The organism is Phyllobacterium lublinensis, assembly GCF_020164435.1.
GTDB lineage: Bacteria > Pseudomonadota > Alphaproteobacteria > Rhizobiales > Rhizobiaceae > Phyllobacterium > Phyllobacterium lublinensis.
Genome location: NZ_JAIUDQ010000001.1, coordinates 246,006 through 260,264 on the forward strand (window position 1 = coordinate 246,006; position 14,259 = coordinate 260,264).

Below are 14,259 nucleotides of genomic sequence, written 5' to 3' on the forward strand. Positions count from 1 at the left end.
TCCAATGCCACAACTAGCCTCGATGGCCTTCGCACTACCCGGAGGTGAAAAATCGACGCCTTCACGCAAGCGGCCAATCGATCTCGTTCATCTCACCCGTGAGACGTTTGGCAACAGGGCCCTTGAAATCGAGATCCTGAACCTCTTCTCCCGGCAAACGTGCGGCATCGTCGATCGTCTTGCCCAGGCCAATCCCGACGAGCGCGCCCGACTTGCCAGATCACTGAAAGGTTCCGCGCAAGCGATCGGCGCATTTCGTGTTGCGGAGATCGCCGAGGCGATCGAGCAGGCGCCGGCCGACCTGAGAAAGGTTAAGGATTTGCGCCCGGCCGTGGATGACACGCGGGACTACATCGCGGCGATTACGCGCTAATAGGCTCTCGCGCCGGACGCCGCCCCCGCTGCGGGCTGCGTCAGGGAGTACAATTGAATTCCCCGTCCAAATCCCTATGTCAGCGTTAACTTTCCTGCTTGGGGCATTTTTTATGGCAAAGATCACGTTTGTCACTTTTGATGGCGCGCGTATTGAGGCGAACGCCGAAAACGGCTCGACCGTGATGGAAAATGCCATCCGCAACGCGGTACCGGGCATCGATGCGGAATGCGGCGGTGCTTGCGCGTGCGCCACGTGTCACGTCTATGTCGACGAGGAATGGACTTCGGTTGTCGGCGAGCCGGAAGCGATGGAAGAGGACATGCTGGATTTTGCCTATGATGTACGTCCGAGTTCGCGGCTGTCATGCCAGATTCGCGTCTCTGACGATCTGGATGGCCTGGTCGTGCATGTCCCAGAGCGACAGGCCTGAGCGCTCGCTCACCTGATTTTTTCTCATGAACCGATTAGAAAAGCCGAGATAGTCGACGTTTTCGGGCGTCGGCGAACCGCATTCTCTTGACCTTGTCGAGTGCAGTGTTTACGCGCTGTTCAGCCCGTGCGTCCTTTGAGCGTTGCATGATGCTCTGATGTACCAGCCATCCCTTTATCTCTGCACGGCATGCAGAACTATCTGGCATGAGGAAATTTCGATGAGTGAGATTATCAAAACCGATGTTGTGATCATTGGTGCCGGCCCTGTAGGCCTGTTCGCCGTGTTTGAACTTGGCCTTTACGATCTCAAATGCCATCTCATCGATATTCTGGATCGGCCGGGCGGCCAATGTGCCGAGCTTTATCCGGAAAAGCCCATCTACGACATCCCGGCATGGCCCATCATCAGCGGGCATGATCTGACCGAGAAACTGATGGAACAGATCAAGCCATTCTCGCCGCAGTTCCACTTCAACCGGATGGTCACCAAGCTGGAGCGTCAGGCCGACGGATCGTTCCACGTCGAGACCGACGAGGCAGAGGTATTCGAAGCAAAAGTCGTCGTGATTGCTGCGGGTGGCGGTTCATTCCAGCCAAAGCGTCCGCCGGTTCCAGGCATCGAGGCCTATGAGGGCAAGAGCGTGTTCTATTCGGTTCGCCGCATGGAAGAGTTCCGCAACGAGGACGTGCTCATTGTGGGCGGCGGTGACTCCGCCCTGGATTGGGCGCTGAACCTGCAGCCGATCGCCCGGAGCTTGACTGTCGTGCATCGCCGCGCAGAGTTCCGCGCCGCGCCCGACAGCGTCAAGAAGATGTTCGAACTCGTCGAGAGCGGCAGTGTCCGCTTCGAGCTTGGGCAGGTCTCTGGGCTGAAGGGTGAAAACGGCCAGCTGTCGCACGCAACGATCAAGGGCAGCGAAGGCGAGGTTGAAATTCCGGCGACGCGCCTGTTGCCGTTCTTCGGCCTCACCATGAAGCTCGGGCCCATTGCCGATTGGGGGCTCAATCTCAATGAGAACCTTATTCCGGTTAACGTCGAGACGTTTGAAACGTCGGAGCCAGGTATCTTCGCCATCGGCGATATCAACTGGTATCCTGGCAAACTGAAGCTGATCCTCTCCGGTTTCCACGAGGCGGCCCTGATGACCCAGGCGGCAAAACGCATCGTGAACCCGGGCGAGCGGGTGGTTTTCCAGTACACCACGTCCTCGACAAGCCTACAGAAGAAGCTTGGCGTCAGCTAAGCGCCATCTGCGTACTGCAAGCCTGGAGGTCGCGTTGTCGTCCTTCAGGGGTTCTTTCCGAACTCGCGGATGATGCGGAACGTCAGCAGGCGTCCAAACCTGTCATCGAAATTGATCGCCTCGACCTTGTCGAACTGCACTTGCGCGACGTCATGCTCCAGCATCAGTTTCGCAGTCAGTGCGTCGATGTCGGCCTTCATGGCCGCGCAATCCTTGCGCCAGGGCAGAGCCTTTATGCGGCGCTCCATGTCGCCGGCCGCCGTGCGTGCTATCGAGATGTGGCTTTCTTCATGACGCTTGATATCGGATGACAGCGTGTCCCACACGATGGCGAGGTCCGGATTGGCGGTGCGCCTCTGCTTCCAGCGTGGCAGGTAGACATGCGCGTGAACCGTGATGGTGGCGTCGACAACGCGGCAGCTGCTGCCGTTGGAGCCATACTTTATCCTGTTTTCAAAGCGCATTTTCGTCATGCCGGGATGACGCTGGCCTGTTCTTTGCAGCAGGGGGCCACGGCGATAGAGTTCGCGGTCGAGATCGGCGGCCGTGCGGCCGTTCAACACGAAATACTCGTACTTTCGCAACACAGTCGCTGCGTTGGCGGCGGAGGCGGCAACCAGAAAGAGAGTGGCGAACGCTACAGCCCTGGCAAGAATATGCATTATGTACTTTCCCTTTCAGCCAAGTCTGCCTGATCCTGACACTATCGTCAAAAACATTGCGGATGAATTGACGTCGCACACGAACTGATCAAAAACAGGATAGGGATCTGTGATGTCAAGGAGCGCACCAATGCAAAGGGAATGGAAGCTGGCACATGGCCGGTCTCTGACATTGGGAGATCAAGCGCTGATCATGGGCGTTCTCAATGTTACACCGGATTCTTTTTCGGACGGCGGCGTCCACTACGCGCTCGATCAGGCGCTGGCAGGCGCACGGAAAATGATCGCTGAAGGTGCATCGATCATCGATGTGGGCGGCGAATCGACACGTCCGGGTGCAACGCGGGTCGAACCGGCCGTCGAGCAATCCCGCGTATTGCCGGTCATCGAAGCGCTGGTCAGAGAAACCGATATCATCATTTCCGTCGATACCTATCGCGAGGAGACGGCCCGCCTTGCCGTCGCGGCGGGGGCACACATTGTCAACGACGTCTGGGGTGTGCAGCGCGAGCCGGCCATCGCCGACCTTGCAGTGGAGACCGGTGCCGGCCTCGTCATCATGCATACGGGGCGCGAGCGCGAGCGCGATCCCGATGTGATCGCCGATCAATTCGCATTTCTCAATCGGTCGCTGGAAATCGCCAAGGTTGCAGGTGTCACCCGCGACCGGATAGTGCTCGATCCCGGCTTCGGCTTTGCCAAGGACACGGCGGAGAACATTGCATTGATGGACAGGTTCGCGGAGCTTTCGGCGTTTGGTTATCCTTTCCTCGTTGGAACATCCCGCAAACGTTTCCTCGGGGCGACGTCGGGCGGCGAGGCCGAGCAGCGGGATGTCGCGACATCGGCGTCGTCTGCACTCCTGCGGCTGGCCGGCGCGGATATTTTCCGGGTGCATGACGTCGCGATGAACCGCAGCGCCCTTGCCTTGGCCGATGCCATGCTCAACGCACGCAGGCGGCGCGGTTGAGCGTGTCCATGCGCAAGGCCTGGCTTGGGCTTGGGGGCAATATCGGCGATCCCGTTGCATCGATGGGGAAGGCACTGCGCACCCTGCACAGGCGTAGTGATACGCGCGTCGTGGCAGTGTCTTCCGTCTACAAGACCCCGCCATGGGGCAAGACCGATCAGGACTGGTTTCACAACGCATGCGCGGAAGTCGAAACTTTACTCGGACCGGAAGCCTTGCTTGCCACCTGTCTTGATATCGAGAAACGCCTGAAGCGTGAGCGGCTCGAGCGCTGGGGGCCGCGTATCATCGACATTGATGTCCTGGCCTACGAGGGCGAGGAGACGTTCGAAAGCCCGACATTGGAGCTGCCCCATCCACGCATGACCGAGCGGGCCTTTGTCATAGTCCCGCTTGCCGATATTGCGCCGCAACTCGTCGTCGACGGAAAAAGCGTCGCGCAATGGTCCGCCCTTTGCGACCGCTCGGGCATTGAAAGGGCTACCGACGATACTGGCTGGTGGCGCGCGCCCTAGGCAACCCGCAACTCCGATCAAGTTGCCACCGCTTGCAACTGCGCGTTCGTGGCGTTCGTGCCTCAACCCCGCGATAAATGACGGACGCATCAAACATGCAAAGGGGTTTGAGGGCGAAGCAGCATGCAGCGTGCCCAGTGGGGCGAATTTGACATTCGCATTCCTTTCACATCACACGGGTGAAGCGAATGTCAAATTCAAGGCGCCACTGGAATATTTGGCTAGCTGGTGGTCTTTGATTCCGACATTTGCCTGCTCGGCCGCTGTGCAAATGTCGGAATCGACCACCAGCCGGTGCGTCGGGAGAATGGGCTACCCGACTGCGGCAACAGCCTTGCCTTCAACCTTGGAGGTGATCGATGCGGAGATTTCCGTTTTGCATCACCCTCATAATGAAAAGAACCCGGACTGGCTGGCAAGTCACGCTCAGGGTTCAATTCATATTATGAGGAAAGGGGGCGGGCGGTTGCTCGCCCTCACTCCAAGTCGATGATATCACGTCGCAACGCATTTTCTAGCAGCCACGTTAAAGTTAACGTGGTGCTTTGATCCGCCAGATCCTTGGAAACGAAAATGTCAGTTCTTCGCGATACTGCCGATGGCGGTCGCGTCAACCCGCTTCAACGTCATGCCGACAACGGGGATCAGTTGATCCTCGAGACGCACAGAAATGGTGACGTTCATGCTGTTCTGGCCGGTGAACTTCGCCTGCATCGCACCGCTTAGCTGCTTGCGGCTGATGGCAAGGACGACCCGGTCACCGGAAACATTGCCGCCGGTGATATCGAGACCCTTGCCGGCAGAGCCGTCGAGGAAGCTGCCCTTGTAGCTGTTGCCGGCACGTACAACGGTTGCCTTCATAGGCTGGTTGAAGATACCCACGCGGCAGCTTCCATCCAGTGTCATGCCGGCCTTCTGTTCGGGTGTCGTGCCGTCGAGCGTACAGGTGAACTTGGTGCCCTTGTACTTGCCGGCAACGATCTCACCGGGGCCAACCCATTGGCCCTCGATGGTCTGGAAAAAATCGGCATCCTTGTCCCTGGCTTGCGCCGGCAGCGCAAAAAGCGCGCAGGCGAACAGGGATAGGGCGGCGGCTGCTGCGCTTCTTTTCATCGACAAGACTCAACACAAATCATTGGAATGGCACTCGGAGCAATCATGGGGCCCGAATGGTTAACGGATAGTTGTCAATGACGCAAATCTTGCTCTGAAGGAAATTGCAACCCCTGGAGCCGACAGAACGACTTATTGCTTCTTGATGCCGCCTACGCGGGCCAGATCTCCGATGAAATCGCCGATTCCCGGACGCCTTTCGGCATTGAACTGGAAGGGGCGGACCAGGTCCATCGCCGAGATGCCGATGCGGGCTGTCATCAGTCCGTTGATCACGCCTTCGCCAAGCCGTGCAGACAGCCTCGCTGCCAGGCCATGGCCCACGAGTTGCTGGATGATGCTGTCGCCCATCGCCACAGTCCCGGTTACGGCGAGATGTGCGATGACGTTACGGGTAAGCCGCAGGAAGCCCAGTGTTCCCGGCCTGCCGCCGTAAAGTTCGGAAAGACGCCGGATGAGGCGCGCTGACTCGAATACCACATATCCGATATCGACCAGCGCGCGCGGGCTGACGGCAGTAACGATGGAGACGCGTTTGGAAGCGGCAAGGATCATGTCGCGCGCCTGCCGGTCGAGCGGACGCAGCAGCTCGGTCTCACCGAGCCGGATCAGGTCGCGGCCATCGATGACATCGTCGCGCAGGTCATGGAGCAGCGCGCGGCCCTTGGCTGTCGCGGGCAGGGTCGCCGCAATGGCAACAAGTTTGCCGACCGCCGCCTTTGCGGCGCGGACATCATTGGTGACCGCTGCCTTGGCTGCCTCCTCGCGCAGGTTTTGTACGGAGGCGAGGCGGCGCAAGGCAAGTCCTTCCCTGATGACGATGGCGACCAGGGCAAAAAATGCGAGGATCGTGACGGCCAGCGCCAGCCAGCCCAGCCAGGGAGCACGTTCGAACAGCGTGCGGATGAGGTTGTCTGCCCATAGTCCCACGGCAAGCGAGATCAGGATCCCCAACGCCCCGGTCAGCAGGGACGCAAAGGAAAACCGCCTTTTTTGCACAAGCGCAGGCGGCGGGGTCAGCGCGTCAAGTTCGTCTGCCACTTCTGCGACATCATCGAAAACATCGATTGCTGCAGGCACTATGATAGCGGCATCCTTGATCGCGGCGGGCCGACGGGCCGTTGCGGCAGGGCCGCTCTTCTTCGCGGCCGGCTCCTGCGGTTCCAGTCGAAATGCTGCAGGTTTGCGGATGTCCGTCATGCGAGGCGATCTCCAATGAGGAATTGTAGTGCGCGATCGAGCCTGATATGCGGCAACGACAGTGTGAAGCCTTCGGCGGTCTTTTCCAGCCGGGGCGGCCTGAAGCGAACAAAGCGGATGGCCGGGTCTTCGGATACCGATTCCGACAGTTCAAATATTGAATCCGGTTTTTCCGGTAAGTCTCCGGGAAATATGGCGGTTTCCGTCTTGCCGTCGAACCGCTCACCATCAATTGTCTCGCCCTTTAGCGGCGTTCCCACGATGACCGGCAACGTCTCCTTGCCTTGGGTTACCGTCGCCTCACGGGTCGTACGAACCGCTGCCATGGCCAGCACGTCAACGCTCGCGCCGGAAAAATCAGCGCGGCTGAGCGCCCGGTCGACCAGGCGGCGGACGATAGCCTGCAGCCTGTCATGGCTCTCGTGATGCAGATGGTCGGCCTTGGTCGCGGCCACGAGTATGCGGCTGATGCGCCGCTGCACGAGGCCTGTCAGGAAGTTGGTGCTTCCCGGGCGAAAACAGGAAAGGATCTCGGTCAATGCCCGTTCAAGGTCGGCAACGGCCGCAGGTCCGGCGTTCATTGCCTGCATGGCATCGACGAGCACGATCTGCCGGTCGAGCCGGGCGATATGTTCGCGGAAGAACGGCTTCACCACATGGGTCTTGTAGGCTTCGTAGCGCCTTTCCATCATTGCAGCAAGCGAACCCGGCCGGAGCTTGCCTTTCCCCATGCCCGGTAACGGCGCAAAGGTCAGAGCAGGCGAGCCGTCCAGATCGCCTGGCATCAGGAAGCGGCCGGGCGGCAGTGTCGACAGGGCACGCTCGTCCGCCTTGCCGGCCCGGAGGTAATCGGTAAAGCTCCTGGCGAGGCGCTGCGCGGTCATCTCGTCGGCAGGGGCGTCCGCATAGGCACTTCCTGCTGCCTGCAGCCAATCCACCGCCAGGTCGCGATGGCTCGCGAGTTCTGCCAGCTCGAACGAATCCTTGGAGAACTCCGCATAGGATTTGCCGAGGAGCGGCAGGTCAAGAAGCCATTCGCCCGGATAGTCGACGATATCGACGGAGAGCTTGCCACCGGAAAATACGCGGTTCCACATCGAGGCGGACTCATATTCGATTGTGAGGCGAAGCTCCGAAATGGCCCGCGTCGAATCCGGCCAGATGCGCTCGTCGATCAGGGATTTGAGGTGGTCTTCATACTGAAAGCGCGGGACCGCATCGTCCGGCTGCTCTTCCAGGTAGGCGCGGGCGATACGGCCGGATTTTTGCGCCTGGAACATCGGGAGCCGTCCACCGTGAATCAGGTTGTGTACGAATGCGGTTATGAAGACGGTCTTTCCGGCGCGTGACAGGCCGGTAACGCCGAGCCGGAGCGAGGGGGAGACCAGCGCACTTGTCCGGTCCGCCAGTGTGTCCAGTGCGATCTTCGCTTCGTCGGTGAGTGTCGTCAGTGTTCCCAATCTACGTTCCCGTTGCAATGACTCATTGGCCCAGCCCATTTGGGGGCCCGCCGTAGCAAAGGCAAGAAATTTGGTGGATCAATGATGTGCGGATGCGAAGAACGCCTGCAACGTCCCTGTCCCGGTGCGGATTTCGGCAAGCGGGTCATCGAATTGGATGACGGCAAGGCCGGCAGTCGGGAAACCGGACTGCAAATCAGGGTGGGATGGCGGCTGGCCGCGCCCGGCAAGTGCGATGGCCAGATCCTCCATCATGGGATTATGGCCGACCAGCATCACGGAGTTTGCCTTGTCATGTTCGAGCCCGGCCATGCGTATGGTCATGAGATAGGCATCCGGTCCGCCCGAAAAGAGCTTCTCGGATTGTTCGAGAACAAACGGAGGCTCGAGATCGAGATATTCGAGCGTCTGGCGCGCGCGAATTGCCGTTGAACAGATGACGATCTCCGGTTTCAGGCCGGATCGCCGCAGTTCCTGCCCCAGAATGCGGGCATCATCGATGCCGACAGTATCCAGCGTCCTGTCGAAGTCTTTCTGGCCCGGAGAGGGCCACACCGCTTTGGCATGACGAAGCAAAAATACCTGGCTCATCTTAGAGCCTTTCATGGTTACCCGGAATCATTCTGCCGGTGATGGTTTGGGACTTGGCCTGTCCTCGGGCCAGCCGACGGCTGGACCCGGGGGTCGAGGGTTGCGGCGAAGGCCGGGCTGGCCGCCCGGACGAGCCGGAGACCGAAGGATTTGGCCCAAACCGGCCCGGCCCTCTGATCGAACCGCGTTTAGGAGAAACGCGGATAATTCGATCAGCGGGTTTAACAGCTTGCTGGTTTGCATCTGCAAACCAACGGCTGGGTTTCCGTTTGGCGGGCGCCCACGGCGTCAGGCCGCTCGCCCAATGCACCACATCGAGCTTCGCATCCTTCCGCCGCCCCAAACGAGAAACAGAATGACTTCGTGTAATCATGAAAGGCTCTAACTCCACTGAGTCGGTATCCTGGATAACGTGCCCTAGATAAGGTGTCATGCTTCGCAAAAAGACACAAATGGTCGGTGAATCTGGGCAACAGACGGCAAAATTCATCAAATTATTGTGCAAAACCCCCATGAGAAAATTCTGTGCGCTGTGCGGTTTAGCAAGGCAGGTACAACTGGTAGTAGTGCGTTGGAACTAGAAAATATCAGAAATAGAGCGCTTTTCCTCATCTTTCGGTTCAGAAAATCGAGAAATGTCGCGGGATTTGCCGCAAAATTGAGCAGATTTCGTGGGCCTCTTTCTTTGATTTACATGTCTTTTTGTAGTTGTGTGGCTCTGTGACAGGACCTATATAGGCCTCCTCGCGTCTCATAGGTGCAGGGTGATTCAAAGATGAATGAACTGATCGATCTTGACTACAAGCCCACGGATGACGAGCCCTTCATGAGTGATCGGCAGAAATCCTATTTTCGTGAAAAACTCATCAACTGGAAAAACGACATTCTGCGGGAAGCGCGTGAAACGCTTGAAATCCTGCAGCAGGAAAACGCGAACCTGCCGGATATTGCAGATCGTGCATCTTCTGAGACCGACCGCGCGATCGAACTGCGCGCTCGTGACCGCCAGCGCAAGCTGATCTCCAAAATTGATGCTGCGTTGCAGCGCATCGACGACGGGACTTACGGATTCTGCGAAGAGACGGGCGATCCGATCAGCCTCAAGCGTCTGGATGCACGTCCTATCGCGACCTTGTCAATTGAAGCTCAGGAACGTCACGAACGGCGCGAGAAGGTGTATCGCGACGACTGAGCAGACAGCAGCGAATTAGAAAAGGCCCGGTTTTCCGGGCCTTTTTCATTTCTGCACGAGCCGATCAGCGCTTGTCCGGACTGGAAAGGTCTCCCAGCAGGCGCTCCATCTCGTCTTCGATGCTGTCGGCCTTTTTTGGCTTTTCGCCGTTGCCGGGTGCAATATGGAGTTCGCCCTCGGAAGTGCTGTCGAAGGCATCCTCGAAATCCATGTCGCCCAACGAGACTTCCGGCTCCACCGGCTCCGGAGGTCCTAGAATATCAAGCGCTGGTTCCTTTGTTGCCGTCGCCGTTTCCTTTGCTGCCGGCGATCCTTCGTTGCGGACCGCAAAGGGAAAGGCTGCAGCCGTTGTCGTCCGGGCTTCCACTGGCGCCTCGCGGTCCAGAGCAGGCATGTAGACAGGTGGTTCGCTCCGCCGCGGGGTGCCGAACGAAGGTGAGGCCGTTCGCTGCCATCCATTTGCGGTGTCCTGGGCTGCGGCAGTTGCCGCGACGGCGGCGACCACCGGTGCTGCTGCGGCTGGCGAGGCGACGGGCGCCGAGGCGGCGGGAGCCGCAGCCGCTGCTGCTTGCGCCCCGGTTTCCGGTATCGGTGCTGGCGCGGGCGGCTGGGCGTGTTTTGGAGGCTCGGCGAGGCGCAGATCCCTTGGCGGTGAAACCGGGTGCGGCTGTGCCGAGCGGAGCGGAATTTGTGGCGCCTGAGATTGAGCGGCGGGCGCCGGCCGCGGTGCCGGAGCCTGGGCGGGCGGCGTTGGTCGCGGCGCAGCGGCCGGTGCTGCCCGCTCCGCTGCAGCTGGCGCTGCTGGCTGCTGGACGCGTGGCACTTCCGGGGCGCCATTGGTGTGCTTTGGTTCATGCTCGGCCGCGGCCGGTTCGACCCGCGGATGCTGTTTGGCGAATTGGCGAATATTCTGCTCGATCACCACGTCGCTCGGGCCGCCGATAAGGATGAGATGCTCGACGTCGTCGCGACGGACGAGCACAAGCCGGCGCCGGCTATCAACCGCTGCCGCGTCGGTGACCGACAGCCGTACCTGCCGGTTGCGGCCGCCGGCAACGAAAGTTCCGCCTGTCACCCGTCGCAGGACAGCGAATACGACCAAGAGGAGCGCAATCACCAGAAGGAACAGCAGGATAAACCCCACGATGGGGGCAGCGGTGTCGCCAACAAGTGTGGCCAGCCAAGCGTTCATGAAGAACTCTCCTTTGGGAACCAAGCCCGAAACTTGTTACCCGACACGGGCTTCGGAGCATTACTTTGTGTGACACGAGGGCCAAGGCCCATTGATCTGGTCGAAATGGTATGAGGCTTTTCGTTTGGATACAAGGAGCAAAGACGATGGAAATGTGGTTCATTTTCAAGTCTTTGCGACACAGTAGCCGAACGAAAAGACCATATCCTGCGGACGCCGAAACGGCTGCAAGCTGCAATGTCGAGCTGCTCGGCCGGGAGAACGCCCCGACCATCTCAGCTCTCCTCGCATCTTTTTGCCGTTTCGAGCGCCATTGTCGACCGTATCAATGGGTCTTGGCCCTGATGCTTGCGAATGTAAGCCGCAACCCTGATGGCGGAATGGCCACTGATCAGATGCGGCAACGTCCGAAACGGGCAATTGTCGAACGGAATGGTGGAATACCCGGCGCCAGACAAAGGATGGGGTTTATACGGCCGCAAAGATATGATCCAAACGATTCGGTAAAAGTCTGCACATGCTCGATGCGTGGCGATGATGAAGAAAAAAGGGGTTTGAGACGCATGTCTCAAGATACGAATAGCGATCTTTATCCGGAACCGATCATCGCCAACACGAAATCGAACAGGGCCGGTCTACGGCTGGTCATTCTCGGTGTGTTGCTGGTCGGCGTTTCGATCCTCTATTTCATCTATCGTGACCAGCTCGGGCAGCAATTCCTCCTCGGACTTCTCGGCACGCTCGCCATGACGGGCGTGTTCTACCTGTTCGGGTCGGCTATCAATGTCATCCAGTTTACCCCGCGCGGAACCAGCGACGAGCTCACGCGCGCCTTTGTCGATACCTTGCCCGAAGGTACGGTCGTGGCGGATCAGAAGGGCCGGATCGTCTATGCGAACAGGGCCTATGCCGAGCTGACCGGCGTAACCAATTCCAACGATGTGCGGGCGATCGAACATATTCTGTCCGGTGAAGCGGCCGCATCCGACCCGATCTATCGTCTCGCCAATGCGGTGCGCGACGGGGTTTCAGGCCAGGAGGAGTTGCGTCTGTCTCGGCCACTCGATCCGTCTCGCGAACCCGTCCCCACGTGGTACCGGGTGAAAGCGCGGCCGGTCGCAGGCATCCCCGATCAGACCGCGCCGGTCTACGCCTGGCAGATCGCCGATATTTCCGCCGAGCGCGCCGAACAGGAGCGTTATTTCCAGGATATTCAGGAGGCCATTGACCATCTCGATCATGCCCCGGCCGGCTTTTTCTCAGCCGATCCCGACGGCCGCATCATCTATATCAATGCGACCCTCGCCGAATGGCTAGGCGTTGACCTGACGCGGTTCACGCCGGGATCGATGATGGTTCGCGATATCGTGGCCGGCAATGGCATGGCCTTGATCAATGCCGTCAAGACCGAGCCCGGTACCAGCCGCAACACGGTCATCGACCTTGATCTTGCCAAGGCCAACGGCCAGAGCCTTGCTGTGCGCTTCTATCACCGGGTGCAAGCGCAACGGGATGGCAGGCGTGGGCCAACGCGCACCATTGTGCTCAACCGCGCCGAGGGCGAGGACACCTCCGCGGCGCTGCGTGCAGCGGAGGTGCGGTTCACGCGCTTCTTCAACTCGGCATCGATGGCGATTGCCGCCGTCGATGCGACCGGCAAGATCCTGCGCACCAATGCGCGATTCCTCGGCCTGTTCTCGCCGGTGGTCGACCGCGACGACATCGACCGGCGCATCCCGCTGGAAACGGTTGTGCACGAGCGCGATCGCGAGGCGTTCGACCGTGCGCTTGCGGCGGCCTTTGCCGGCCAGGCGGAGATTTCGCCCGTCGACACGGTGATCCCTGGCAACGAGGAACGGCACCTGCGCTTCTACATAAGTCCGGTCTTCGATGCCGGTTCGGAAGATGGCGCAGAAGAGGCAGCCATCGTGTCCGTGGTCGAGACCACGGAACAGAAGGCGCTGGAAGCCACCATGGCGCAAAGCCAGAAGATGCAGGCCGTCGGACAGCTCGCCGGCGGCATCGCCCATGACTTCAACAACGTGCTTACGGCGATCATCATGTCGTCCGACCTGCTGTTGACCAATCATCGCGCATCGGACCCATCCTTCGCCGACATCATGAACATCAAGCAGAATGCCAACCGCGCCGCTTCGCTTGTGCGCCAGCTCCTGGCATTCTCACGCCGTCAGACCTTGCGGCCTGAAATCCTCAATCTGACCGACGTGATTGCCGACGTGCGCATGCTGTTGACGCGACTCGCCGGCACCCAGGTCAATCTCAAGATCGAGCATGGCCGTGATCTGTGGCCCGTACGCGCCGATCTCGGTCAATTCGAACAGGTCGTGGTCAACCTCACGGTCAATGCCCGTGACGCGATGCCCGAAGGCGGAGACCTCATCATCCGCACTCGCAACATGAACGCCGATGAGAGCGCCGAACTCAATTACCGGGATCTGGTGCCAGGCGACTATGTGTTGGTGGAAGTAGCCGACACGGGCACCGGCATGACGCCGGAGGTGATCGAGAAGATCTTCGAGCCATTCTTCACGACCAAGGAAGTGGGAAAGGGCACGGGTCTCGGCCTGTCAATGGTTTATGGTATCATCAAGCAGACCGGCGGTTCGATCCATGCCGAGTCGGAGCTTGGAAAAGGCACGACATTCCGCATTTTCCTGCCGCGTTTCGTGGAGGAAAAGCAGGCTCAGGTCCTTAGCCCCGATGGCGAAGCCGTCGTGGCCGAAACGCCGAAGAAGGAGAAGAAGACGGAAAAGGCCACCGATCTCTCCGGTTCTGCAACCGTCCTCCTGGTCGAGGATGAGGACGCCGTCCGCATGGGCGGGCTGCGCGCGCTGCAGTCACGCGGCTATACCGTCCACGAAGCATCAAGCGGCGTCGAGGCCCTGGAGATCATGAAGGAACTGGACGGCAAGGTTGACATCATCGTCTCCGATGTCGTCATGCCCGAAATGGATGGTCCGACACTCCTGCGCGAACTCCGCAAGGAATACGGAGATATCAAGTTCATCTTTGTGTCCGGCTATGCGGAGGATGCCTTTGCCAGAAACCTGCCGGAAGATGCCAAGTTTGGCTTCCTGCCAAAGCCATTCTCGTTGAAGCAGCTGGCAACTGCGGTCAAGGAAATGCTGGAGAGCGAGTAGCTCGGGCTGAATTTGCTGGCTTTCGCTGAAGTGCGTGGTTCGACAAGCTCACCATGAGGGATGTGGCGTGGTTGTCGGGGCCAGTTCGGCAGCACTCCTGCATTGCAGGGTCCAGACGGGCGGCCCCGCGCCGCTGCCCTTCGCAACGCGT

At 59.5% G+C, this 14,259-nt stretch carries 13 protein-coding genes; 7 read left to right on the plus strand and 6 right to left on the minus strand.

What is annotated here, in order from left to right:
• The first annotated feature begins 4 nt into the window (after positions 1-4).
• The 3 genes from K9U38_RS01160 (at position 5) to K9U38_RS01170 (ending at position 2,052) form a co-directional block, all read left to right on the plus strand.
• Positions 5-373 (plus strand): Hpt domain-containing protein, encoded by a 369-nt coding sequence (locus K9U38_RS01160; RefSeq protein WP_224492501.1) that lies wholly within the window; start codon positions 5-7, stop codon positions 371-373.
• Between the two features lie 112 nt (positions 374-485).
• Entirely contained in the window at positions 486-806 is a 321-nt protein-coding gene (locus tag K9U38_RS01165; protein ID WP_224492502.1) for a 2Fe-2S iron-sulfur cluster-binding protein, read from the plus strand.
• A gap of 220 nt (positions 807-1,026) precedes the next feature.
• Entirely contained in the window at positions 1,027-2,052 is a 1,026-nt protein-coding gene (locus K9U38_RS01170; protein ID WP_224492503.1) for an NAD(P)/FAD-dependent oxidoreductase, read from the plus strand.
• Positions 2,053-2,096: 44 nt separating this feature from the next.
• Here K9U38_RS01170 and K9U38_RS01175 read toward each other — a convergent pair whose 3' ends face one another.
• Positions 2,097-2,714 (minus strand): DUF922 domain-containing Zn-dependent protease, encoded by a 618-nt coding sequence (locus tag K9U38_RS01175; RefSeq protein ID WP_224492504.1) that lies wholly within the window; start codon positions 2,712-2,714, stop codon positions 2,097-2,099.
• 130 nt (positions 2,715-2,844) lie between these two features.
• On the opposite strand from K9U38_RS01175, the gene folP reads away from it, so the two are divergent.
• Both folP and folK read left to right on the plus strand, forming a co-directional pair.
• Positions 2,845-3,684: a dihydropteroate synthase gene (gene folP, locus K9U38_RS01180; protein WP_224492505.1), complete on the plus strand. Its 840-nt coding sequence runs from the start codon at positions 2,845-2,847 to the stop codon at positions 3,682-3,684.
• 8 nt (positions 3,685-3,692) lie between these two features.
• A complete protein-coding gene (gene folK, locus K9U38_RS01185; protein WP_224492506.1) occupies positions 3,693-4,199 on the plus strand; it encodes a 2-amino-4-hydroxy-6-hydroxymethyldihydropteridine diphosphokinase in 507 nt (168 codons plus the stop codon).
• Between the two features lie 576 nt (positions 4,200-4,775).
• On the opposite strand, the gene K9U38_RS01190 is transcribed toward folK, so the two are convergent.
• The 4 genes from K9U38_RS01190 to K9U38_RS01205 form a co-directional block, all read right to left on the minus strand.
• Positions 4,776-5,312, minus strand: coding sequence for a hypothetical protein (locus K9U38_RS01190; RefSeq protein ID WP_224492507.1), 537 nt, complete (start codon positions 5,310-5,312; stop codon positions 4,776-4,778).
• A 132-nt stretch (positions 5,313-5,444) separates the two neighbouring features.
• The gene (locus K9U38_RS01195) at positions 5,445-6,512 is read right to left on the minus strand and encodes a YcjF family protein (protein WP_224492508.1); all 1,068 of its coding nucleotides are present in this window, start codon (positions 6,510-6,512) and stop codon (positions 5,445-5,447) included.
• A complete protein-coding gene (locus tag K9U38_RS01200; RefSeq protein ID WP_224492509.1) occupies positions 6,509-7,972 on the minus strand; it encodes a YcjX family GTP-binding protein in 1,464 nt (487 codons plus the stop codon). Before K9U38_RS01200 ends, K9U38_RS01195 begins: the two co-directional genes overlap by 4 nt.
• Before the next feature lie 78 nt (positions 7,973-8,050).
• Positions 8,051-8,578 (minus strand): SixA phosphatase family protein, encoded by a 528-nt coding sequence (locus tag K9U38_RS01205; RefSeq protein WP_224492510.1) that lies wholly within the window; start codon positions 8,576-8,578, stop codon positions 8,051-8,053.
• A 760-nt stretch (positions 8,579-9,338) separates the two neighbouring features.
• On the opposite strand from K9U38_RS01205, the gene dksA reads away from it, so the two are divergent.
• Positions 9,339-9,755, plus strand: coding sequence for an RNA polymerase-binding protein DksA (gene dksA, locus K9U38_RS01210; RefSeq protein ID WP_027231664.1), 417 nt, complete (start codon positions 9,339-9,341; stop codon positions 9,753-9,755).
• 64 nt (positions 9,756-9,819) lie between these two features.
• On the opposite strand, the gene K9U38_RS01215 is transcribed toward dksA, so the two are convergent.
• Positions 9,820-10,947 carry a flagellar biosynthetic protein FliO gene (locus K9U38_RS01215; RefSeq protein ID WP_224492511.1) on the minus strand — a complete coding sequence of 376 codons (1,128 nt, stop codon included), beginning with the start codon at positions 10,945-10,947 and terminating at the stop codon, positions 9,820-9,822.
• A gap of 563 nt (positions 10,948-11,510) precedes the next feature.
• Here K9U38_RS01215 and cckA point away from each other — a divergent pair.
• On the plus strand, positions 11,511-14,108 hold the full coding sequence (gene cckA, locus K9U38_RS01220) for a cell cycle histidine kinase CckA (protein ID WP_224492512.1): 2,598 nt from the start codon (positions 11,511-11,513) through the stop codon (positions 14,106-14,108).
• Positions 14,109-14,259 lie beyond the last annotated feature (151 nt).